Below are 21,494 nucleotides of genomic sequence, written 5' to 3'. Positions count from 1 at the left end.
CTGGCCCGGGAGCGGGCCCGTTAGGGGACGCGTGCGTGGGAGCGGGGCGCGGCAGACTTCCGTCGCGCGCACGACCGGCGTTTCAGGGCCGCTTGCCGATGGAGGCCCAGCGCCTGGGCGGCAGATAGGCCTTGAGTTTGTCGTAGACGATGGCGGCCGGGGTCTTGTCCTTGATGAAAAGCGTGCCGTCGCGGATGACGCACATGAGCAGCACCCGTTCCTCGATGCGTTTTTCCACTTTCACGGCGATGGGCAAAAAGAGCAGGTTGGAAAGCAGAATGCCGTACAAGGTGGTGGTGAGGGCCACGGCCATGTGCTGCCCCAGGCTTCCGATACCGGCGCCCATGGTTTGCATGAGCCCGATCAGGCCGATGAGCGTGCCGATGAGCCCGTAGGCCGGCGAGAGCTTGGCCATGGTGCGGTAGATGCCGGCCGAGGAGAGTTCCTGCTGATAGGTCTGTTCGATGCGGGTTTCGAGAATTTCCTTGATTTCCTCGCGCGAGTAGCCGTCCACTAGCATTTGCAGGGCGTTTTGCAGGAATTCGTTCTCGATGCCGGGCAAGGTCTTTTCCAGGTGGATTCTCCCCCGGGCCGAGGCCTCGCGCGCGATGTGCACGATTTCTTCGATGTAGTTGCCGATGGGCAGTTCCTCGCGTTTGAGCGCGGTGAGGAAGATGTTGAAGACCCGGGTGACTTCCTTGAGGGGAAAACAGATGAACGTGGAGGCCAACGTGCCGCCGAGCACGATGGCCAGCCCGGGCAGGTTGAGAAACACCCGTACCGAGTCGGTGGCGAAAAAGGTGGCTACGCCCAGGATCACGACGCCTGCGGCGAAGCCGATGACAGTGGCCACGTTCATGAGTGGAGTCCCTTCATGGTCTTAATCTGGGTCAGCAGTTCGTCTTCTATGTCGGCGGCCTCGGCGGGATCAAGCTCGCCCATGCGCGACATTTCGTCTTCGACCACGGAGGCGATCTTTTTGGAAAGCGTGCCCAGGAGTTTCGTTCTGGCCTCGTCGCCCGCCAGGGCGCACAGCACGCCCACCTTGTAGAAGCCCAACCGCGACAGGGCTTCCGTCAGGGTGGCGTTGTCCACGGCCACCACGTCGTCCACGCAGGTCATGTCCTGGGGGCGCAGCCTGGGTCGCCTGGCCTTTTGAAAAGAGGGAAGGCCCTTGGCTTCCGCGAACAGCATGGCCTGGGCCTTGTGGAAAAAGAACACGCTTTCGGGAATTTCCCCGTAGGCGATTTTTTTCAGGATGATTTCCGGGGTGGATTCCACGGCCTTGGCGAAATCGGCCAGGTCGATGAACACCAGGTCCGAGCCGTTGGCGTCCTGCTGTGCCGTTTCCTTGGCCATGTTGCGGGTCACCTGGGCGAAACGGTCGGCGTCCGGAATGACGATCTGGCGCTCCTTGATGAACTGGCCGGTCTTCTTGCGTCCACCGAGTAGGGGATCCTTGCGGTAGTGCGCGCCCAGCACGTCCGACACGTCGATCACGTGCAGCTTGGCCAGCTTGTCGAACACGTCGTCGATCTCCACCTGGGAGACGAGCAGGATGTCCTTGATGGTGCGCGACAGTTCCGCCGACGAAAGCGTGGGCGGTCCGGTCTTGGGTTGGGACGCCTGGGCCGCTCTGTGGCACAGAAGCAGGATGTGGCAGATCGAGGCGAACGTGTTGGCGAAGGGCTTGGGCTCCACCCGGGCCTTGAGGGCGGCCACGCGTTCGGCCAGGTAGGTGGTCATGATCTGCACCGGGCGGGGGCTTTTGAGCAGAAGGGTCTGCAAAAGCGTCTGGTCGAGCGCGAACACCTCGGTATACTCCAGGGCCTCGGCGCAGTCGGTCCGGGTTTCGCCCGAAACCACGCCCATTTGACCGAACATCTTGCCCGGTCCGAGCACGCCCAGGTTCACCCGCCTGTTGCCGGAAAGCCTGTACAGGGCCACGGCGCCCTGTTTCACGAGGTAGGCCTCGCTGCCGACCTGGCCTTCCTTGTAGATGACATGGCCCTTGTGAAAGACCTTGATCTTGTCGGCCACGTCCGGGTTTTTTTTCACGCTGGGCGCCCCCTGCCGGCGTTTTACGCTTTTGCGAAAACGGCTTCCCGTTTTCATGAGGCCCCTACGGGCCGGTGTCAAGGGAACGAGGCCCCTTGAATTCCCGAGCCTGTAACGATAATCGCTTCCCACCGCGATGACAAGGACGAGCCGGCCCCGGCCGGCTGTTTGTCCAAAACCGGCCCCGCGCCGAGAAGGATCGCCATGCCCGCTCCCGCCACTTGCCAAGACGTCAGGGTGCTCTCCGCGAAACCCCACAGCGCGGAAGAAGAAGGCCGCGGCCTGTTGCGCATCGAACTGGAAAACCCCGGTTGGACCGTGGTCCCCGGGCAGTTCGCCATGCTGCGCAGTCCCCGCTTCGGCCAGGACCTCCTCTGGGGACGGCCGTTTTCCATCAGCCGGGCCACCCCCGACACGCTTACCTTCTGCGTCCAGGTGGCGGGGCGCGGCACCGCCCGTCTGGCCGAATTGACCCCCGGCGAGACCGTCACCCTCTGGGGGCCGCTCGGACAGGGGTTCGCCCTGGAACCGGACACGCCGACCCTGCTCGTGGCCGGCGGCGTGGGGCTGGCGCCCTTTGTTCAATACGCCCTCATCCACCCCCGGCCCGAAAACCTCGCCCTGTTTTTCGGGCACAGGGTCGCGCTCGGCTGCTATCCCTTCGCGGAAATCGCCGGCGTGTGCCGGGCCGAATCCTTTCAGGACCAGGGGCCCCGGGATATTCCGCGCCTGATCGCCCGGCTGGAGGCCCTTGTCGCGGACCACGCCGGGGGCCTGGTCCTGGCCTGCGGCCCCACGCCGCTCTTGCGCGCCGTCAAGGATCTGGCCGCGAAATCCGGCGCGCGCGCCCAAGTCAGCCTGGAAAACCGCATGGCCTGCGGCGTGGGGGCCTGCCTGGGCTGCGTGGCCAAGGACGCGGAAGGACACCACGTGCAGACCTGCACCCACGGGCCCGTGTTCTGGGCCGACCACATCACCCTGTAGGAGGGCGAACATGGACCTTCGCGTCGATCTGGCCGGGCTGGGGCTCAAAAATCCCATCCTCACCGCCTCCGGCACTTTCGGCTACGGCCTGGAGTTCACCCCCTACGGCGACTTGAAAACCTTGGGGGGGATCGTGGTCAAGGGCCTTTCCCTCAAACCCCGCGAGGGCAATCCCATGCCCCGGGTGGCCGAAACCCCGGCCGGCATGCTCAACGCCATCGGGTTGCAGAACTGCGGGGTCGAACGCTTTCTTTCCGAGAAGCTCCCCCGGCTCCCTTGGCGCGACACCCCCGTCCTGGCCAACCTGTACGCCTGCGACGCCGACGAATTCGGCGAGCTGGCCTCGGTCCTGGCCGACGAGGACGGCGTGGCCGCCCTGGAAGTCAACATTTCCTGCCCCAACGTCAAAGCCGGAGGCGCGCTGTTCGGCCAAGACCCCGCCCAGGCCGCCAAGGTTACCCAGGCCGTCAAGAAACGCGCCGGGCGCAAGCCCGTGATGGTCAAGCTCTCCCCCAATGTCACCGACATCGCCGCCATCGCCAGGGCCGTGGCCGACGCCGGGGCCGACGCCCTCAGCTGCATCAACACCCTCACCGGCATGGCCGTGGATGTGCGCTCCCGCCGTCCCCGCCTGGCCAATCTGGTGGGCGGACTTTCCGGGCCGGCGGTCAAGCCCGTGGCCCTGCGCTGCGTGTGGCAGGTCTGTCGCGCCGTCTCCATCCCCGTGGTGGGACTCGGCGGCATCGCCACCGCCGAAGACGTGCTCGAATTCATCCTGGTGGGAGCTCGCGCCGTGCAGATCGGCACCGCCAATTTCCTGCGACCGGACACCGCCTTCCGACTGGTTGAACAAGTCGCCGAGCTCATGGCCGAACTCGGCCTGGAACGGTTGGAAGACCTGCGCGGGCGGTTGGAGGTGGAATAGGGCCCGGGAGAGGGAAGAGGCCTCCGGCGGCCAGGGGCGCCGCCCCTGGACCCCGCTGGGGGCGGAGCCCGCCCCCAGCCCCCCGCGAGTGGGTGCGGGAGAGGGGAAAATCCGACCCGTTGTTTTCCTAGCATGTGGGTTCGTTTCGGGAACCTCCTGAACCGGCTTTGCGGTTCAGGAGGTTCCCGAAACCGTGCTTTTCCTCCCTTCCTTTCCTTCGCGCCTGTCCCCTCTCTGGCCCGACCGACCCCTTTTCCGCAGGCGATCGGGGGGTCCAGGGGGAATCATTCCCCCTGGCGGAGGCTGGGGGGCGGAGCCCCCTCTTGACGCTTCCTCTTCTTTCCGTCTCCCCCCTTCCCCACCTCGGTGCCGGTTTGCTTTCCTCGGGCTTGTGGTCTAGAGCATTCGGGTATGGTGAGGGATTCCCGGTGAGTCAGCTTTACAGGTATTTGCCGGCCATGGATCAGGTGCTGGCGCGTCTTTTGTCCGAGCCGGACCTGCGCGGCGCGCCCCGGCCGCTTCTGCGCGACGGGGCTCAGGCCTATCTGGACGACCTGCGTGCAGGCATACGCGCCGGCAAGGTGACGGCGGCGGCCGAGCTCGACAGGGAGAGGCTTTGGCCTGGTCTTTTGCATTTTGTCCGAGAGTACGCGCGTCCCCGGTTTCGCCGGGTCCTGAACGCCACCGGGGTGGTGGCGCATACCAATCTGGGCCGTTCGCTCCTGGCCGAGAGCGCGGCGCGGGCGGCCTACGAGGCCTGCCGGCACTATTCCAATCTCGAATTCGATCTGGCGACGGGCAAGCGGGGCAGCCGCTACAGCCACGTGGAGCGCCTGCTGTGCGCCTTGACCGGAGCCGAGGCGGCCCTGGTGGTGAACAACAACGCCGCCGCGGTGCTCCTGGTGCTGGAGACCCTGGCCAAGGGGCGCGAGGTGGTGGTCTCACGCGGGCAACTGGTGGAGATCGGCGGATCGTTTCGCATTCCCGACGTGATGGCCCGCAGCGGAGCCCTTCTGCGCGAGGTCGGGGCCACCAACCGCACGCATCGGTTCGACTACGAACAGGCTATCGGGCCGGAGACGGCGGCGCTGCTCAGGGTGCACACCTCCAATTTTCGGGTGGTGGGCTTCACCAAGGAGGTCCCCCTGTCGGAACTGGCCGAGTTGGCCAGAGCCCACGGACTGCCGCTCATCGAGGACCTGGGCAGCGGAAGCCTGGAGGACCTGGCCACAGCCGGCCTGCCGGGCGAGCCCCCGGTGCGTCGGGTGGTGGAGTCCGGAGCGGACTTGGTGACTTTTTCCGGGGACAAGGTGCTGGGAGGGCCCCAGGCGGGAATCATTGTGGGCCGGGCCGATTTGGTCGCGGCCGTAAAGCGCAATCCCCTGAACCGGGCGCTTCGCATCGACAAGATGACCTTGGCCGCTCTGGAAGCCACGTTGCGCCTGTATCTTGAGCCTGAACGCGCCCGGCGCGAGGTGCCCACCCTGTCCATGATCCTGGCCGAGCCGGAAGAATTGGCGACCAGGGCCAAGGCCTTGGCCAGGGCGGTGCGGCGCGCGGCCGGAGAACATTTCGCCGTGGCCTGCGCGCCGGGATTTTCCCAAGTGGGCGGCGGGGCGTTTCCTGAGCGGGGGGTGGCCACCACCCTGGTGCGGCTGACGCCGAAACGTCCGGGGCTCACGCCGGACCGGCTGCGCGTCCGCCTGCTTCGGACCGATCCGCCCCTGGTGGGCCGAGTGGAGGACGGAGCGTTTCTGCTCGATCCCCGAACGTTGGACAAAACCGAATATCCCCTGGTCGGGGCCGCGCTGGCTTGCGCCGCCCTGGCGGGCACAGACATACAGGAGGACGCATGAGCGCCGATCTGGAATACGTCGCCAAGAATTGCTGGGAGGTCTACGCCTCTCCCGAACACCGCCAGGCCATGGACGAATTGGCCAAACGCTACGTGGAGTTTCTGACTCGGGGCAAGACCGAACGCGAGGTCACGCGCCTGGTGCGCGGCACGCTGCTGGACGCGGGGTTCGCGGAGTGCGGTCCGGGGGCGTTCTCCGGCCCGGCGTGCTTCCGGGTGTTCAAGGGCAAGTCGGTGTTTATCGCCCGCAAGGGCCGGCGCCCCCTTTCCGAGGGATTTCGGCTCATCGGGGCGCATTCGGACTCGCCCCGGCTCGATTTCAAGCAGCATCCCCTCTACGAGGAGTGCAACGTGTCCCAGGCCAAGACCCACTACTACGGCGGCATACGCAAGTACCAGTGGCTTTCCCGGCCGCTGGCCCTGCACGGGGTGGTGGTGAAGACCGATGGAACTGTGGTCGAAGTGTCCATCGGCGAGGAACCGGCCGACCCCGTGTTCGCGGTGGCCGACCTCATGCCCCACCTGGCCTACAAGCAGGTGGAAAAGAAGGTGACGGAAGCCTTCGAAGCCGAGAAACTCAACGTTATCCTGGGCCACGAGCCTCTGGCGAACGGCGGGGACGAAGAGGCCAAGAGCGGGTCGAAAAATCCCATCAAGGCTCAGGTTCTCAAGTTGCTCAATGAGCGCTACGCCATCGCGGAGGCGGACCTGTTTTCGGCGGAATTGCAGGTGGTGCCGGCGGGTCCGGCGCGTTTCGTCGGGTTGGACCAGGCGCTTATCGGCGGCTACGGACACGACGACCGTTGCTGCGTGTACACCGCCCTGGAGGCCGTCCTGGCCGAGCCGGAACCCGAACACGCCCAGGTGGTGCTGTTTTGGGACAAGGAGGAAATCGGTTCGGAAGGCTCCACCAGCGCCAAGTCACTCTTTTTCGAATACTGCATCGAGGACCTGATCGACGCCTGGGAGCCGGGCGCGCGCCTGTCGCGCGTGTTTGAGAACTCCAAGGCCCTGTCCGCCGACGTGCATGGGGCCATGGACCCGGACTATCAGGACGTGCACGAGAAGCTGAACGCCGCCTACGTGGGCCACGGACCGGCCTTTGCCAAGTTCACCGGCCACCGGGGCAAGGTGGGGGCCAACGACGCCCACCCCGAATACGTGGCCTGGCTGCGCGGCCTGCTGGACGGGGCGGGCGTGCCCTGGCAAATGGCGGAACTGGGCCGGGTGGACCTGGGCGGCGGCGGCACGGTGGCCAAGTTCCTGGCGATCTACGGCATGGACATCATCGACTGCGGCCCGGCCGTGCTGGCCACGCACAGCCCCTTCGAGCTGGTGAGCAAGGCCGACGTGTACGCCACCACGCTGGCCTACAGGGCGTTTTTGAAGAGTTGAAAAAGGGCGGAAAGGAGCGTTCATGCCCGTAATCCTCGGCACGGCCGGCCACATCGACCACGGCAAGACCACCCTGGTGAAGGCCCTGACCGGCATAGACTGCGACCGGCTGGCCGAGGAGAAGAAGCGCGGCATCACCATAGAACTGGGTTTCGCCTTTCTGGACCTGCCCGACGGGCAGCGTTTGGGCGTGGTGGACGTGCCCGGCCACGAGCGATTCGTGAAGAATATGGTGGCCGGGGCCTCGGGCGTGGATTTCGTGGCCCTGGTCATCGCGGCGGACGAGGGGATTATGCCCCAGACCCGCGAGCACCTGGAAATCTGTTCGCTGCTCGGGGTGAAGCGCGGCGTGGTGGCGCTCACCAAGGCGGACCTGGTGGACGAAGAGTGGCTGGCCATGGTCACCGATGAGGTGCGCGTCTTTTTGGCCCCCACGTTTCTCGCCGGGGCCGAGGTGATTCCGGTCTCGGCCCATACCGGCCGGGGACTGGACGCCCTCAAGGCCGAGCTGGTCCGTCTGGCCGTCGAAACCGGCCCGTCCCGACGTTTCGACCTGCCCCGGCTGCCCGTGGACCGCGCGTTCACCATGAAGGGCCACGGCACCGTGGTCACGGGGACGCTCCTGGCCGGCAGCCTGGACGTGGGCCAGGACGTGACGCTCTATCCCGGGGGCCGGTCGACGCGCATCCGCTCGCTCCAGGTGCACGGCCAGCCGGCCCAGCGGGCCCGGGCCGGGCAGCGCACCGCCGCCAATCTCCAGGGGCTGGAGGTGGAAGACGTGGAACGCGGCGACACCCTGGCCCCGCCGGGTTCGCTTTTTCCCTCCACGTCATGGACCGTGGTGGCCACCTGCCTGGCTTCTTCTCCCAGGGGATTGCGCCATCGGGGGCAACTTCACCTGCACCACGGCACGCGCGAGGTCATGGCCAGACTCTACTTTTTCGACCGCGATCGGCTGGAGTCGGGCCAGACCGCCCTGTGCCAGGCGCGTTTCGAAACGCCTCTGGCCGGTGTCTTCGGCGACCGCATGGTCATGCGCGCGTTCTCGCCGCTGCGCACCGTGGCGGGCGCGACCCTGGTCTGCCCGGGCGCGCTCAAGCTCAAGAAGACCTCGCCGGAACTGGCCGTGCTGGCCGCCCTGCCCGAGGCCGCGCCCGAGGACCTGGCGCTCGCGCACTTGCGCCTGGCCGGGCGGGAAGGGGCCTCCTTCACCAGACTGGTGGCCTTTACCGGATTGGGCTCCAGGGACCTGGCGACAACGCTCCAGGATCTGTCCGCCCGGGGCAAGGCCAGCCAGTTCGACCGCGAAAACCGCATGTGGATATCGGGCGAAGTGCTCGACGAGTTGAGCGAACGCATCCTTTCCCGCGTGGACGCCTTCCACAAGGCCAACCCGGCCCGTCAGGGCTTGTCGCGCGGGGAGCTGACCTCGGGATTGCCCCTGACGCTGGCGCCCAAGCTCATGCACTTTCTGCTGGAAAAGCTCCTCAAGTCCGGGCGCGTCGTGCAGGAGCAGGAGCTTTTGCGCGCCAGCTCCCACAGCGCCAGCCTCGGCCTGGATCTGGCCCGGGCCCGCGACGCGGTGCTGGCGGCCTACGAGGCCGGCGGCCTGACCCCGCCCAATCTCAAGGACGTGATCGAGCCGCTGGGACTCACCGCGAAACAGGCCCAGCCGGTATTCAAGCTTCTTCAGGACGAGGGGCGCATCGCCCGCACCAAGGACGACCTCTTTTTCGCGGTCTCGGCTTTGGAGCGGTTGCGGGAACTGGTGCTCGGCTACTTTGCCGATCGCCAGGAGCTCGGCCCCCAGGATTTCCGCGAACTCACCGGTCTGACCCGCAAGTACGCCATCCCTCTGCTCGAATATCTGGACAAGATTCGCCTGACCGTTCGCGTGGGCGACAAGCGTCTGCTGCGCGCCCGTTCCTGACGCGTTCGCGCGATCGACGGGCAGCGGCCGCGACCGTGCTTCTCGGCCGGGCGCGGCGTCAAGCCGGATTGGTGGGCGTGGGCTTTGGTTCGGGGGACGGGGTCTGCGGCTTGCCCGCGGCGTCCAGGCCGAACCAGCGCTCGGCGAAAAGTTCGGCACTCACGGGTTTGGAGAACAGATAGCCCTGTCCGAGCTGGCAGCCGAGTTCAAGGAGTATGGCGCGCTGTTCCTCGGTTTCCACGCCTTCGGCCAGGGTGGTGAGGCCCAGCCCGCCGCCCAGGGCCACGATGGAGCGCACGATGACCTTGTTTTCCGGGTTTGTGGCCAGGTGACGCACGAACTGGAGGTCGACCTTGAGTTCGTCCAGGGGCAGGCGTTGCAGGTAGGCGAGCGACGAATACCCCGTGCCGAAGTCGTCCATGGCCAGGCGAACGCCCATGGAGCGCAAGGCGTCGAGCTTGGAGAGGACGCCCAGGTCGATGTGCAGAAGCGAGGTCTCGGTGATTTCGAGCACCAGTTGGCGGGGTTCGATGCCGTAGGTCTTCAGGCACTGGGAGATTTCGGAAACCAGGTGCTGATTTTCGAGATGGCGTACCGAAAGGTTCACCGACACCGAGGGGGCGGCCGTTTTGGGGTAGCGGCTCCGCCAGTCGGCCATGTCGCGGCAGGCCCGGTCCAGTACCCAGCGTTCCAGGGCGGTAATGCGACCGGACTGTTCGGCCAGGGGGATGAATTCGCCCGGCATGACCAGGCCGCGTTCGGGGTGGTTCCAGCGCACCAGGGCCTCGGCCCCGGCCAGGAGTCCGCTCTGCAGGTCCACGATGGGTTGGTAGTGGAGAAACAGTTGGTTTTCGGCCACGGCGGAGTCCAGGTTCTGTTCCAGGCGTAGCCGGCGTTCGGTCTCCGCGAGCATCTTGGGCACGTAGACCTGAAAGCGTCCGCCTCCGCGCGCTTTGGCCTGGTACATGGCGATGTCGGCCTTGCGGATGAGGTTTTCGGGCGTGTCCCCCCCGCCGGAATCCAGGAGCATGCCCACACTCACGCTCAAGCGCGCCTCGCGGCCGTCGGAGATGGTGAGGGGGGACTTCATGGATTCCATGATGCGACGCACCACCCGGGTGACCAGCCGGGGGCTGGCGATCTCTTCGAGCAGGATGACGAATTCGTCCGCCCCGTAGCGGGCCACGGTGTCGAGTTCGCGCACGCTTTCCACCAGGCGGGCGGCGGTCTGGCGCAACACCTTGTCGCCGGCCAGGTGTCCCAGGCTGTCGTTTATGGTCTTGAAGCGGTCCACATCCACGAAAAGCACGGCGAAACGGAAGCCTTCCAGGCGCTTGGCCCGGGCCTGGGCCTGGCGCAGACGCTCCACGATGAGGTTGCGGTTGGGCAGGCCGGTCAGGGCGTCGGTCAGGGACATGGATTCAAGCTGGTCTTCGAGCACCTTGCGCCGCGAGATGTCGCGCTCGATCCCCCGATACCCGACGAGCGCGCCCGAGGCGTCCAGGACGGGCACGCCATTGACCACTGTGCGCACCTGGCTGCCGCGTTTGGTCCGGCGACGGACTTCCATCTCTCGGATGGGGGCCTTGCGGGCGTGGAGGGAACGCAGCTCCACGGCGGCCGTTTCGTATCCCTCCCCGGCCATGAGGGAAAGGAAGGGCCTGCCGATCATCTCTTCGTGGCTGTAGCCCAGAATGTCCTGAATCCGGCTCGAACAGTAGGTATAGGCTCCGCCGGCGTCTGTTTCCCATATCCAGTCGGCCATGCTGTCGGCTATCTGGCGGAAGCGTTCCTCACTGGCGCGCAGGGCGGACTCGGCCCGGTCGCGCTCGGTCTGACGCTTTTCCAGCGTGCGGGCCATGGAATCCACGGCTTCGGCCAGGGTCCTGGTTTCGGTCACGCCGCAGGGCGCTCCGGTGCGGGCTTCCAGGTCGCCCTGTCCGATGCGTTGGGCGGTTTCTGCTATCCGGCGCAGGGGCAGCACGAGCAGGTTTTCGCCGATCATCCAGGCCATGGCCAGGGCCAGCATGCCGGCCAGGGTCAGGAGGGCCATGTTGCGTTGCACAGCGGCCAGGGCTTCGCGCCCCATGAAGGCCTTGGGCGTGGAGACCACCAGGTACATGTACGGCGACGTTTCGCCGTGCAGGCGCAATTTGGCGTAGGCGTAGACACGCACGGTGTTGTCCGATCCGCGGGCTTCGTAGAAGCCCTGGTCGTTTGGCATGGAGGCGCATTTCCACACGCTGTAGGCGGTCAGGGACTTGCCCGGCTGGGGGGCGCTGGCGCTGACGGGCTTGCGGGAAATGCGCACGCCGTCGCCGTCGATGATGGAGAAGATGGCCTGGGGCGGGAGTTCCAGCGCGCCGAAGAGCCTGTTCAGGCTCGATATCCGTAGCCCGGCGGTCAGGACGCCCTGCACTTGCCCGGCGTCGTCGAGAATGGGATAGACAAAGGGCAGGATCGGTTCGCCCGTGACCCGGGAAATCATGTACCGTCCGCATGTGAACCGTCCCGTGGTCATGGCGCGGCGGACGAAGGGGGAGTCGGAAAAGTCCCGGATTTCGCTGTGCGAGGCCGAGGCCGTCATTTCGCCGTCGGGGCGAAGTAGCAGGGCGTTGCTCAAAAGCAGGTTTTTCGACCGCACCCGGTCGAGGATTTCGGCGGACTGGGCCGGATCCATGGAGCGGATCGGAGGCAGCACGGACAGAGTGGTGAGGATGCGTTCGATGCTGAAGGCGGTTTCGGCCAGGGTGTGGGCCAGGGACTCCACCAGGCGCAGGGAATCGTCCGTGCGTTCGGCGAGTATGCGCTCGCGCAATTCCATCCCGGAATACCCGATGATGGCCAGGGCCGGCAAAACGGCCAGCAGCACCAGAAAGATCAGGCTGGTGCGCAGGGAGCGATTCAACGGAGCGCGCATGGACCTGGTGGCGAAAGGATTCTGTTGTGGAGTTCGTCGGGTGGATTGTCTATAGACGAATGGATACGTCCGGAGGCGGGCAAGGCGGGTGCAACCGTGAACATTTCAATATTTTGAAGGGAGAAAGCGGTGGAGTCAAGGCAAAAATTCAAGGAGTTATGAGACGGTGACCAGAAAGGAACGCCTTTTCATAGAAATACTGAATATAAAGGGGGTCGAAATCGTTTCCGAGCGTTTGCTTTCGAAGACTTCGCATACAAGGCGGACGAAACGAAAAAACGGCTTCGGCGCTGCACCGAAGCCGTCGCGGTTGTTGGAAGAACAATTCGACGACCGGACTACACGGCGATGATATCGAGTTCGGGCGCGCGTTCGAGCACCCCGTGTTCGGTCAGCAGGGCGAAGAACGTGCGCAGGCCGGCCTGCTCTTCCGCGCCCAGGTCATAGCTTAGGCATTCGTAGTAGCGGCGCAGATCGGCCTTGGTCATGCCGGTGGCCGCCGGACTGGTCAGCTCGACCACTGCGTCCACCGCGGCCACGCCGGCCTCCTTGGCGCGCACCATCAGGCGGCAGGCTTCGGCCACGGCGTCCGGTCTGGCGGCGCAGGCCTCGCGCCGGGCCACCCAGACTCCGAACACGAAGGGCAGTCCGGTCATTTCCCGCCAGAGTTCTCCCAGGTCGAGTTGCCAGGGAAAATCCGCGTGTCCGCGCAGGCTGAGCGCCTCGTCTCCGATGGCCAGCACGGCCGGGGCCGAATCTTCGGCGGCCAGGGCCTCGCGCACCGTGGCGCTGGCGATGCGGTAGGCCGGGCGCACGTGGTAGAGCTTGTCCAGGAGCACGCGCAAGAGCGTCGCCGAGGTGTGGGTTTCGGCGGTGACCAGGATGGTCTTGTCCCCCAACTCGCGCGGATCGACGCGGCTGAGCAGCAGCACGCTCTTCACCGGCCCCCGGCTGCCGATGGCCAGGTCCGGCATGAGGCGGTAGAGTTCGGGATGGCGGCCGTATTCCACGCACGACACCGAGGACATGTCCAGCCCGCCGGAGCGGATGAGATCGTTCAAGACCGCCGGCGGACCGGCGGTGAAGGCGAAATCGTGGGGCATCCAGCCGGCTTCGAGGGGGTGGTAGATGGGCAGGACGTTTAAGTAGCTGATGCGCCCGAGGCGCAGGGGGGAAGCGCTCACAGGAACCTCCGCTGGCACGGGCGAATGCCCGCGCATACGGACGCGGGAGTCGGGAGCTCCCGCGTCCGTCGGTTGAAGATGGTTGCGGACGGCTCGCCTCAGGAGCGGGGCCGATCCTCCAGGATGGTATAGTCCATGGCCCGCCTGGCGGGGCGAAATCCCGCGCGCTCGATGGCCCGGCGCACGCCCGCTTCGTCCATGCGGAAGCGCACTCCGGCGGCGGCCACCACGTTTTCCTCGATCATGGTGGAGCCGAAGTCGTTGGCGCCGAACCAGAGCGACACCTGGGCCACGTCCTGTCCCATGGTCACCCAAGAGGCCTGAAGGCTCGCGAAATTGTCCAGCACGAGGCGCGACAGGGAGAGCACGCGCAGATATTGCTGGGGCGAGGCCTTGGCGCCGCCGAGCACCGTGTTGTCGGGCTGAAAGCTCCAGGGGATGAAGGCCGTGAACCCGCCGGTCTCGTCCTGCAGGGCGCGCAGGTGGAAGAGGTGTTCCAGGCGCTCCTCCCAGGTTTCCACATGGCCGAACATCATGGTGGCGGTGGTGCGAAGTCCTTGGCGGTGGGCCTGGCGCATGACCTCGAGCCATTCGGCCGTGGAGCACTTGCGCGGGGCGATTTCGGCCCGCACCCGGTCGGAGAGGATTTCCGCGCCGCCGCCCGGTATGGAGGACAGTCCGGCCGCCCGCAGCCGTTCGATGACCTGGGCCACGTTCAGTCCGGCTTGGTGGGCGAAATAGGTGATCTCGGGCGGGGAAAAGGCGTGGATGTGCAGTTGGGGATATTTGGCGCGCAGAAAGCGCAGCATGTCCTCGTAGTAGTCGACGCCCATGTCCGGGTTGTGGCCGCCCTGCAACAGGATCTGGAATCCGCCCAGGGCCAGGGTCTCCTCCACCTTGCGGCACAGTTCGTCGCGCGACAGCACGTAGCCGCCGGGCATGTCCGGGGCCTTGAAAAACGCGCAGAACTTGCATCCACACTGGCAGATGTTGGTGGAGTTGATGTTTCTGTCCACCACGTAGGTGACCACGGGCTCGGGGTGCTTGGCCAGGCGCGCGGCGTGAGCCAGGCGGCCCAGGTCGTGCAGGTCGGCCCGGTTGGCCAGGGTCAGGGCCTGGTCGAAGGATAGACGCTCTCCCGCCTGGGCCGCGTCCAGGGCGTTTCGCAGTTCGGGGCTCGGGGCGTTCAGGACGTTCTCAGGCATGGCTGGCCTCCGTGGCTTCGCGGAACAGACCGTCCCGACGTTTGGGCGTGAACCCGCAGGAGCGGATGGCCGCTTCGAGTTCGGCCACGGAAAGCTCCTGCGCGGACTGGCTGCCCGCGTCGTGTCCGATGCGCTCCTCCACCACGGTGCCGTCCAGATCGTCGGCCCCGTAGGAAAGACACAGCATGGCCAGCTTGACCCCCAGCATCACCCAGTAGGCCTTGATGTGGTCGAAGTTGTCGAGCATGAGCCTGGCCAGGGCCGTGGTCTTGAGCGCGTCCTGGGCGGTGGGGCCGCTGGCGGATTCGCCCAGGGGGTTGGCTCCGGGCAGGTAGGGCAGAGGGATGAAGCACTTGAACCCGCCGGTCTCGTCCTGTTGGCGGCGCAGGGCGTCGAAGTGCTCCAGGCGTTCCTCCAGGGTCTCCATGTGGCCGAAGAGCATGGTGGCGTTGGTGGCCAGCCCGGCCCGGTGGGCCTTGCCCATGACCGAAAGCCAGCGCTCGCCCGAAATCTTGGCCGGGCACACCTTGGCCCGAACCCGGGGCGAGAACACCTCGGCCCCGCCGCCGGGCATCATGTCCACCCCGGCCTGGCGCAGGGCCGTGAGGGCCTCGGACTCGTCCATTCCGGCCAGGTCGGCCAGATGCGCCACTTCCACGGCGGTGAGCGCCTTGATGGAGGCGTCGGGATAGGCCTGGCGCACCCGGCGGCAAAGCTCCAGGTAGTAGTCAAGGCCCAGGCTCGGGTGACAGCCGCCCACGATGTGCACCTCGTCGAGGTGGCCGAAGGCCGTCAGTTTGGCCAGCGCGTCTTCCACCGTGAGCACGTAGGCGCCTTCCTGGCCCTCGCGGCGGCGGTAGGCGCAGAAGAGACAGTCGTTGACGCAGATGTTGGTGGGGTTCACGTGCCGGTTGAGCACGTAGTGGGTCACGTCGCCGTGGCGGCGGGTGCGCGCGTGATGGGCCAGGGCGCCGGCCAGGTGGGGACCGGGCGAGCGGTACAGGGCCAGGCCGTCGGCCAGGCTCAGGCGCTCCCCGGCCAGGACCTTGCGGCAGGCGTCGCCCAGCCCGTGGCGGTCGTAGAGGGCCGTATCAAGCATGAATTCCTCCTTGGGCCAGTCCGGCGGCAAGCATCCGGGCCAGCCCGCTAGCCGCGCCGGCGAGCGCGCGCGGATCGTCGTCCCCGGGAACGCCCACGCCTTGCGCGCCGCCAGCCGCCTGGGCCTGGATGAACCGGTCCAGGGCCGCGTCGAGCAGGAACACGGCCAGGGCGGTGTCCAGGGTTTTCGGCAATTCTTCCGAGGCCTTCGCCTCTTCCACAAAGGGCGTGAGAAACTTTGTCGACAGGGCGCGCACCTGCCCGAGGTAGCGCCTGCGCAGGGGAAAGTCGTCGTTGAAAAGCATCTTCAGGTGAATGCGGTACACCACCGGGTGATCCTCGACGAAACGCGCGCCCACCAGAAACAGCCGTTCCAGCCGTTCGGCCAGGGGCCGCCCCCGGGTTTCGTCGCGCGCGGTGCGCAGAAATCCCGCGAAGCGCTCCACCGATCCGGCGAACACGGCGGAAAATAGTCCCTCCTTGTTGCCGAAGTACTTGAATATAGATCCCTTGGCGATGGACAGCGTGGCCGACAGGCGGTTCATGCTCGCCCCGTTGAAGCCGTGGTCCGCGAACTCGCGGCCGGCTTCTTCCAGCACGCGGCGCTGTTTTTCCGGGTCGATATTTTGAAAGGTGGTTCTTGCTTCCATGGGGGTGTCCGGGTAGGGTGACCGGGTGGTCATCGTCTATCCCCAAGCGCACGCCGCGTCAACAGGAGTCGCCATGAAACCCGAACTGAGCCTGGGCATTTCGCCGTGCCCCAACGACACCTTCATCTTTCACGCCCTGGTCCACGCCCTGGCCCCCAAGGATCCCGGATTTCGCCTGGAGCGCGTGGTCATGGACGACGTGGAGAACTTGAATGGCCTGGCCGCCAGGGCCGAACTCGACATCGTGAAGATTTCCGTGGCCGCTCTGGCCCAGGCCGCCAGCGACTACGTGGTCTTGCCCAGCGGGGCGGCCCTGGGGCGGGGCTGCGGCCCCCTGTGCGTGGCCCGGGCGGACCGCGACCCGGCCGCGGCGCCCAGGACCCTGGCCCTGCCCGGCGCGCACACCACCGCCGCCCTGCTGGCCGAAATGGCCGGGACTCCGGGCGAGCGCGTCTATTTGCGCTACGATCAGGTCATGCCCGCGGTCATGGCCGGAGAGGTCGAAGCCGGGGTGCTCATCCACGAAGGGCGTTTCACCTACGCCGACCACGGCCTGACCTGCCTGACGGACTACGGCCAGTGGTGGGAGGACCGCTTCGGCCTGCCCCTTCCCCTGGGTGTCATCCTGGCCCGGCGCTCGCTCGGGGCGCAAACCATCGCGGCCGTGGGCCGGGCCATTCGCCAGAGCCTGTCCCACGCCTACGCCCATCCCGAAGACAGTGCCGGGTTCATCGCCGAAAACGCCCAGGAACTCTCGCCCGAGGTCACAGCCAGCCATATCGCCACCTTTGTCACGGACTTCAGCCTCGATCTGGGACCCGAAGGACGGCACGCCATCGCCGCCCTGGCCGACGCCGCCTTCCGCATGGCCGGGCGGCAGGCCCCGGCTGGCGGGTTGTTCGCGTAGAAAGGGAGGGGCCAGGATCGTCCGCGCCGTCGGCTCGGTCCCCGGATCGGCCCTGTTTCCCGCGAGCGCGGGCCGGGGCGGCGAAGATACGCGCTCTTGCTTTTCCCTCTCACTCGGCCAGGCGCACGTCGGCCAGCAGCGCCGTGACAACCTTGCGGTGCGCGGTGGGGAAGGTGAGGCTGTCGAAGGCCTGTCGCGTGATCCAGCGATGGGCCACGGCTTCTTCGAGGTCCAGGCGGGGGGTGGGGTGGTCGGGCAGGTCGCCCGGCAGATCCAGAAGAAAGGCGTGCAGGGTGAGGCGGTAGCGCGTGTAGGCGTGCTTCACCACGGTGAGCTTGCCGGCGATGGCGGCCTCGAATCCCGTTTCCTCCCGCACCTCGCGCAGGGCTGTCTGTTGCGGGGTTTCGCCCGGCTCCATCTGTCCGCCGGGGAATTCCCACAGTCCGGCCCAAATGCCGTGGGGCACGCGTTTTTGCACGTAGAACAGGCCCTTGCGGGCGATGACTCCCACGCCCATGCCGATGGGAATGATGGTCTTGGCCGGGGCTTTGACCGGCAAGTCCAGGGCGAGGTTTCGCGCCTTGGCCAGGCAGCTTGCGGCCAGGGGACAGGCGCGACAGTCGGGATTGCGCGGTCGGCAGACGAGCGCGCCCAGTTCCATGAGGGCCTGGTTGAAGTCCCGGGCGCGGCCCGGCGGAATAAGCCCGGCCGCCAGGGAGCGCAGGACTCGCTTGCCTTCGGGCGTGGCCGGGGGCGTGGTCAGGGCGTAGATTCTGGCCAACACGCGCTCGACGTTGGCGTCCACGGCCGGGGTGTCGGCGTTGAAGGCCACGGAGGCCACGGCTCCGGCGGTGTAGGCCCCGATACCGGGCAGCTTGGCCAGGGCCTCTGGGGACCGGGGAAGTTCCCCCTGCAGGTCGTGGGCCACGATGCGGGCGGCCTTGAGCAGGTTCCTGGCCCGGCCGTAGTAGCCCAGTCCCTCCCAGAGTTTGAGCACGGCGTCTTCGCTGGCCCCGGCCAGGGCGAACACGTCGGGGAAGGCGGAAACGAAGCGGTTGTAGAACGCCACGGCCCGGTCCATCTGGGTCTGCTGGAGCATGGTTTCCGAGAGCCAGACCCGATAGGGATCGTAGTCGCCGCGCCAGGGCAGGTCGCGGCTGTTGGCGGCGAACCAGTCGAGCAGCGGGCCGGAGAGTTCCTCGCGGCAAGGGCCGGGGGGCGGAGGGACGGGAGGTTGGGCGGACGAGCGTTCCGACATGTTCGCCATGATACCCCGAAGCCGGAAGGGAGTCGAGCGGGGGCTTGGGCTTCGGGGAGCCGTGTCGAGGGCCGGGCTCGCGGAGGGGGAGGCCGCGAGCCCGGACCCCGAGGGGAGTGCGGGGAGAAGGTGGAACGGTGGGCGATGGCCAGGCAGAAGTGGTGGGGGGGACTACTTCTCGATGACGGCCCAGACGATCACCAGGGCGAAAAAGCCGTAGGAAAGCAGAGTGGAAAAGCGTGTGCGCGTGTTCATGCGGGTGACCTCCTTGCGACGGACGAGCGCGGGGCTCGGGTCGGGGATATTTCGATTCGGACAGGGGGGTGGCCACATCCCTCAACAGGGCAGACGGTTTGCGGGTCGGGGCGGTTACAGGAACGCCGGACGTCTTTTCATTCCCCATGGGAGGGCTTATGTTGGAAAGGCGTCGGCCAAAGAGGTCGAGGGCGCGTGTTTCGGCCGCGCGGGCGTTCTCCCCGACGCCCGGAGCCGGCGCGCTTGGCCCGGTTTCGTCGTCCGTCCGGGCCGTTTTTCCCGCTCGGGCTGACGCCGCCCCGGCTCCTTCGCCGCGTGGCGAACCTTCGCCAGCAAGGACAACCCCATGCGCAAGCTTCTGCTTTCGGCTTCCCTGGCGGCGTTTTTGGCCGTGGGTGCGGCCCAGGGCCAGTGCCAGGATTTCAGGGGACAACGCTACGCCGACCCGGCGCCCGTTCCGGTCGCTCCGGGGCCGGGGCCCGATCCCAGACTGCATCCGCAAAGTCCCCCACCCGAACCGCGTCCCCACAAGACACCGGTGATGCGCTATCGCTATTATCCGGCGGTGAACATCTACCTGGACCCCTTGACCGGGTTGTATTGGTCCGCCGGACCCGGCGGGTGGGCGCTTGGTCCCCTGCCTCCGGGCGTGCCGCCCCATCGCCTGGGACGCCCGGTGACGATTTGGGGCGAAGAAGGCCGTCCCTGGCGCCGGATGGACCCCAGGTAGGTTCGGTGGGCGGGAAAATTCGGCTTTTGCGGAAACAAGAAAGGGATGCCGTCGGCATCCCTTCTTGAAGGCTCGCGCCGGCCGACCGCAGGGGGGGAGGGGGAATGAGCCGGCCGGCTCGAGCGTACGTCGGACGCTGGGTCGTCCGCCAAGGCGCCGCGGAAAGGACCGCGCGCCAAAATGGTTCAATCGGGAAAAACAATCCCCTTGGCGGCGCAGCACTCGGTGAATGCCTTTTTGAAGTCCGGTGTGGAGACTCTTCCCAATATGAGTTGATTTTCCAGTTCCAGGTTACGCTTGAGTTCCTGGGGATCGCACTTGAGCAGCTTGCGCAGGCCCAGCAGCATGGAAGTGGGGCGCAGGCTTTGGGCCTTGGCCATTTCCAGGGCTTCTTGTTCCAGGTCCTTGCGTGGGACAATGCGGTCCACCAGACCCAGTTGCAGGGCTTCTTCGGCGGAAAAGGCGCTCCATTGCAGAACCTCGGCCGCCTTGCGCACGCCAAGCAGGCGCGACATGAAATACGCGCCCCCGCCCTTGCTGATGAGCCCCACTTCGGCGTTGGAATTTTCGAACACCGTGTCCTGGGCCACGATGCGATAGTCGTAGGCCAGGCTGACGTTCAGGGCGAAGAGCGAAACATTGCCATGGTCGGCGTGGATGGTCACCGCGTTCAGCGAGGACAGGGTGAGCACATAGGTGTTGACCAGGTTGAAAAAGCGTTCGATGAACTTGGCCGAATCCTTGGCCTGGAGCACATTGTGCAAAAAGGTGGCCGACTCGGCGAAGCCGGGCTTGATGTCCGAGCCGAGGGAGACCATGGTCCGGAAACCGCCTCCGTGCAGGATGGCGTTGAGCTTTTCGTAAAACGCGAACACCCTGCGCACGTCGTAACAGAGATTGAGCAGGTGCTGGTTCCAGCGCAGCACCAGCATGTCGTCGCTTTCAAAGGATGCGACGAAGGGATCGACGTATTCGAGGCTGTCTGGAATGCTCATGGACCCTCCCGGGGGTTGAGGAAGAATGCGGTCGCCGCGTCGCGGTCGCCAAACGTCACAAACCCAGCATGCCGCAGGTCCCTTCGACCGCGGCCCTGGTCAAGGCGCGCAGAAGCTCCGGGCTGTCGGCCCGGCCTCCCATGTGGTTTTCCAGAAAAGCGGCTTCGCGACCGTAGACGGTCATGAGCGCCAGAAGGCTCACGGCCAGGGTTTGGGCTTCGAGGCTCGCTTCGGGGGCGGCGCCGGCCGCCACGGCCAGGCGTTCCAGCACGTTAAGTACGGGACGGGCCACCTGCCGGTACACCTGATCCGCGGCCCTGGAACGGGTGAGTTGTTCCTGCTGGAAGAGCCTGTTCAGCAGGCGCATGCGTTTGGTCTCCACCGACGCGGCGACGAACTGGGCCACCGCTTGGCGCAGGGTCCGTCCGAGGGTGTTCCTGTCGGCGGCGGGCGGACCGAGAACGGGTTCCATGGCGTTGAGAAAAGTCTGGCAAATGCGGGAGAATTCCCGCACCATTTCGTTCACGGCTTCCTGATGCAGGCCGGACTTGTTCTGAAAATGAAAGCCTATTCCGGCATGATTCGCGCCGGCGGCCTGGGCGATGGCTCGGGTGGAGACCGCCTTGTAGCCGTGCTCCGCGAACAGGACGATGGCCTCTTCGAGGAGCCTTCGTCTGGTGTCCTCCCCTCTTGGGAGCGCCAGTCTGTCGGACGTGGGCATGGGACGGCTTCCGGGTTGGTGTCTGATTCCTGGGAGGATCATATTCATCCAAATGGTTAAGTCAAGCGGATGACTGACAAGGAGGCCGTTTCTCTCCTTGTGGACAAGGCCGATGGAGCGTGAAACCGACTCCTGTCGGAAGCCCCCTCCCGACGCCCATGCGGTCGGGCGTTGCTCCTGACGAAGCGGCCTTGCTTTCGTGGCGAATCCCGCGAAGAGGCCTGGGAAACCCCCTTGTAGGAGGGAGGAACCCTATGGTATTCTTTTGTTATAACGTTTGTAGGTGGTTTCGCAATCGCCAGGAATGAGTTTTTCTATGGATAAACAAGCCGGAGAGCAGGGGAAAAAAGGCCTTCATTTCGCACGCCTTGTTATGCTTTGCATCATAGTTGCCGCAGTTGTGTCGCTCGCCTCGGGGTGTTCC

Annotated in this window: 18 protein-coding genes; 7 read left to right on the top strand and 11 right to left on the bottom strand. The window is 66.2% G+C overall.

Features of this window, described 5'->3' with window-relative positions:
- Positions 1-82 precede the first annotated feature (82 nt).
- Both ACYQ01_RS05980 and ACYQ01_RS05975 read right to left on the bottom strand, forming a co-directional pair.
- Entirely contained in the window at positions 83-859 is a 777-nt protein-coding gene (locus ACYQ01_RS05980; RefSeq protein WP_459932915.1) for a motility protein A, read from the bottom strand.
- Positions 856-2,058 carry a cyclic nucleotide-binding domain-containing protein gene (locus ACYQ01_RS05975; protein ID WP_459932914.1) on the bottom strand — a complete coding sequence of 401 codons (1,203 nt, stop codon included), beginning with the start codon at positions 2,056-2,058 and terminating at the stop codon, positions 856-858. Before ACYQ01_RS05975 ends, ACYQ01_RS05980 begins: the two co-directional genes overlap by 4 nt.
- 204 nt (positions 2,059-2,262) lie before the next feature.
- Here ACYQ01_RS05975 and ACYQ01_RS05970 point away from each other — a divergent pair, with 204 nt between their 5' ends.
- The 5 genes from ACYQ01_RS05970 to selB all read left to right on the top strand — a co-directional run bounded on the left by ACYQ01_RS05970 (position 2,263) and on the right by selB (position 9,147).
- Positions 2,263-3,042 (top strand): iron-sulfur cluster-binding protein, encoded by a 780-nt coding sequence (locus ACYQ01_RS05970; RefSeq protein WP_459932913.1) that lies wholly within the window; start codon positions 2,263-2,265, stop codon positions 3,040-3,042.
- A 10-nt stretch (positions 3,043-3,052) separates the two neighbouring features.
- Complete coding sequence (locus ACYQ01_RS05965; RefSeq protein WP_459932912.1) at positions 3,053-3,967, top strand: dihydroorotate dehydrogenase; 915 nt, start codon at positions 3,053-3,055, stop codon at positions 3,965-3,967.
- A gap of 428 nt (positions 3,968-4,395) precedes the next feature.
- Positions 4,396-5,823: an L-seryl-tRNA(Sec) selenium transferase gene (gene selA / locus ACYQ01_RS05960; protein ID WP_459932911.1), complete on the top strand. Its 1,428-nt coding sequence runs from the start codon at positions 4,396-4,398 to the stop codon at positions 5,821-5,823.
- The gene (locus ACYQ01_RS05955) at positions 5,820-7,217 is read left to right on the top strand and encodes an aminopeptidase (RefSeq protein WP_459932910.1); all 1,398 of its coding nucleotides are present in this window, start codon (positions 5,820-5,822) and stop codon (positions 7,215-7,217) included. The genes selA and ACYQ01_RS05955 overlap by 4 nt, the downstream gene beginning before the upstream one ends.
- A 22-nt stretch (positions 7,218-7,239) precedes the next feature.
- Entirely contained in the window at positions 7,240-9,147 is a 1,908-nt protein-coding gene (gene selB, locus ACYQ01_RS05950) for a selenocysteine-specific translation elongation factor (RefSeq protein ID WP_459932909.1), read from the top strand.
- Positions 9,148-9,205: 58 nt separating this feature from the next.
- Here the strand turns inward: selB and ACYQ01_RS05945 are convergent, their stop codons facing one another.
- The 5 genes from ACYQ01_RS05945 to ACYQ01_RS05925 all read right to left on the bottom strand — a co-directional run bounded on the left by ACYQ01_RS05945 (position 9,206) and on the right by ACYQ01_RS05925 (position 16,237).
- Positions 9,206-12,067 carry a bifunctional diguanylate cyclase/phosphodiesterase gene (locus ACYQ01_RS05945; RefSeq protein WP_459932908.1) on the bottom strand — a complete coding sequence of 954 codons (2,862 nt, stop codon included), beginning with the start codon at positions 12,065-12,067 and terminating at the stop codon, positions 9,206-9,208.
- Positions 12,068-12,405: 338 nt separating this feature from the next.
- Entirely contained in the window at positions 12,406-13,251 is an 846-nt protein-coding gene (locus ACYQ01_RS05940) for a menaquinone biosynthetic enzyme MqnA/MqnD family protein (RefSeq protein WP_459932907.1), read from the bottom strand.
- Between the two features lie 98 nt (positions 13,252-13,349).
- The gene (gene mqnC / locus ACYQ01_RS05935) at positions 13,350-14,456 is read right to left on the bottom strand and encodes a cyclic dehypoxanthinyl futalosine synthase (RefSeq protein WP_459932906.1); all 1,107 of its coding nucleotides are present in this window, start codon (positions 14,454-14,456) and stop codon (positions 13,350-13,352) included.
- On the bottom strand, positions 14,449-15,555 hold the full coding sequence (gene mqnE, locus ACYQ01_RS05930) for an aminofutalosine synthase MqnE (protein WP_459932905.1): 1,107 nt from the start codon (positions 15,553-15,555) through the stop codon (positions 14,449-14,451). The genes mqnC and mqnE overlap by 8 nt, the downstream gene beginning before the upstream one ends.
- Positions 15,548-16,237 (bottom strand): TetR/AcrR family transcriptional regulator, encoded by a 690-nt coding sequence (locus ACYQ01_RS05925; protein ID WP_459932904.1) that lies wholly within the window; start codon positions 16,235-16,237, stop codon positions 15,548-15,550. The genes mqnE and ACYQ01_RS05925 overlap by 8 nt, the downstream gene beginning before the upstream one ends.
- Before the next feature lie 40 nt (positions 16,238-16,277).
- Between ACYQ01_RS05925 and ACYQ01_RS05920 the strand changes: the two genes are divergently transcribed.
- Positions 16,278-17,111: a 1,4-dihydroxy-6-naphtoate synthase gene (locus ACYQ01_RS05920; RefSeq protein ID WP_459932903.1), complete on the top strand. Its 834-nt coding sequence runs from the start codon at positions 16,278-16,280 to the stop codon at positions 17,109-17,111.
- 109 nt (positions 17,112-17,220) lie between these two features.
- Here ACYQ01_RS05920 and mutY read toward each other — a convergent pair whose 3' ends face one another.
- A complete protein-coding gene (gene mutY, locus ACYQ01_RS05915; protein WP_459932902.1) occupies positions 17,221-18,378 on the bottom strand; it encodes an A/G-specific adenine glycosylase in 1,158 nt (385 codons plus the stop codon).
- 162 nt (positions 18,379-18,540) lie between these two features.
- Positions 18,541-18,702: a hypothetical protein gene (locus ACYQ01_RS05910; RefSeq protein WP_459932901.1), complete on the bottom strand. Its 162-nt coding sequence runs from the start codon at positions 18,700-18,702 to the stop codon at positions 18,541-18,543.
- A gap of 268 nt (positions 18,703-18,970) precedes the next feature.
- Here ACYQ01_RS05910 and ACYQ01_RS05905 point away from each other — a divergent pair, with 268 nt between their 5' ends.
- Positions 18,971-19,354: a hypothetical protein gene (locus tag ACYQ01_RS05905; RefSeq protein WP_459932900.1), complete on the top strand. Its 384-nt coding sequence runs from the start codon at positions 18,971-18,973 to the stop codon at positions 19,352-19,354.
- A gap of 185 nt (positions 19,355-19,539) precedes the next feature.
- Here the strand turns inward: ACYQ01_RS05905 and ACYQ01_RS05900 are convergent, their stop codons facing one another.
- Positions 19,540-20,349 carry an enoyl-CoA hydratase/isomerase family protein gene (locus tag ACYQ01_RS05900; protein ID WP_459932899.1) on the bottom strand — a complete coding sequence of 270 codons (810 nt, stop codon included), beginning with the start codon at positions 20,347-20,349 and terminating at the stop codon, positions 19,540-19,542.
- A gap of 55 nt (positions 20,350-20,404) precedes the next feature.
- Entirely contained in the window at positions 20,405-21,070 is a 666-nt protein-coding gene (locus ACYQ01_RS05895) for a CerR family C-terminal domain-containing protein (RefSeq protein ID WP_459932898.1), read from the bottom strand.
- Positions 21,071-21,494 lie beyond the last annotated feature (424 nt).

It is taken from the genome of Fundidesulfovibrio butyratiphilus (assembly GCF_054657235.1).
The sequence above is the reverse complement of the archived record's forward strand: the minus strand, read 5'-3'. Positions and strand labels throughout refer to the sequence as shown.

What these genes read in the sequence shown, in the direction of transcription:
- ACYQ01_RS05980 (WP_459932915.1), bottom strand. Translation starts at nt 859, where the DNA reads ATGAACGTGGCCACTGTCATCGGCTTCGCCGCAGGCGTCGTGATCCTG.
- ACYQ01_RS05970 (WP_459932913.1), top strand. Translation starts at nt 2,263, where the DNA reads ATGCCCGCTCCCGCCACTTGCCAAGACGTCAGGGTGCTCTCCGCGAAA.
- ACYQ01_RS05965 (WP_459932912.1), top strand. Translation starts at nt 3,053, where the DNA reads ATGGACCTTCGCGTCGATCTGGCCGGGCTGGGGCTCAAAAATCCCATC.
- ACYQ01_RS05955 (WP_459932910.1), top strand. Translation starts at nt 5,820, where the DNA reads ATGAGCGCCGATCTGGAATACGTCGCCAAGAATTGCTGGGAGGTCTAC.
- selB (WP_459932909.1), top strand. Translation starts at nt 7,240, where the DNA reads ATGCCCGTAATCCTCGGCACGGCCGGCCACATCGACCACGGCAAGACC.
- ACYQ01_RS05945 (WP_459932908.1), bottom strand. Translation starts at nt 12,067, where the DNA reads ATGCGCGCTCCGTTGAATCGCTCCCTGCGCACCAGCCTGATCTTTCTG.
- mqnC (WP_459932906.1), bottom strand. Translation starts at nt 14,456, where the DNA reads ATGCCTGAGAACGTCCTGAACGCCCCGAGCCCCGAACTGCGAAACGCC.
- mqnE (WP_459932905.1), bottom strand. Translation starts at nt 15,555, where the DNA reads ATGCTTGATACGGCCCTCTACGACCGCCACGGGCTGGGCGACGCCTGC.
- ACYQ01_RS05925 (WP_459932904.1), bottom strand. Translation starts at nt 16,237, where the DNA reads ATGACCACCCGGTCACCCTACCCGGACACCCCCATGGAAGCAAGAACC.
- ACYQ01_RS05920 (WP_459932903.1), top strand. Translation starts at nt 16,278, where the DNA reads ATGAAACCCGAACTGAGCCTGGGCATTTCGCCGTGCCCCAACGACACC.
- mutY (WP_459932902.1), bottom strand. Translation starts at nt 18,378, where the DNA reads ATGGCGAACATGTCGGAACGCTCGTCCGCCCAACCTCCCGTCCCTCCG.
- ACYQ01_RS05910 (WP_459932901.1), bottom strand. Translation starts at nt 18,702, where the DNA reads ATGTGGCCACCCCCCTGTCCGAATCGAAATATCCCCGACCCGAGCCCC.
- ACYQ01_RS05905 (WP_459932900.1), top strand. Translation starts at nt 18,971, where the DNA reads ATGCGCAAGCTTCTGCTTTCGGCTTCCCTGGCGGCGTTTTTGGCCGTG.
- ACYQ01_RS05900 (WP_459932899.1), bottom strand. Translation starts at nt 20,349, where the DNA reads ATGAGCATTCCAGACAGCCTCGAATACGTCGATCCCTTCGTCGCATCC.
- ACYQ01_RS05895 (WP_459932898.1), bottom strand. Translation starts at nt 21,070, where the DNA reads ATGCCCACGTCCGACAGACTGGCGCTCCCAAGAGGGGAGGACACCAGA.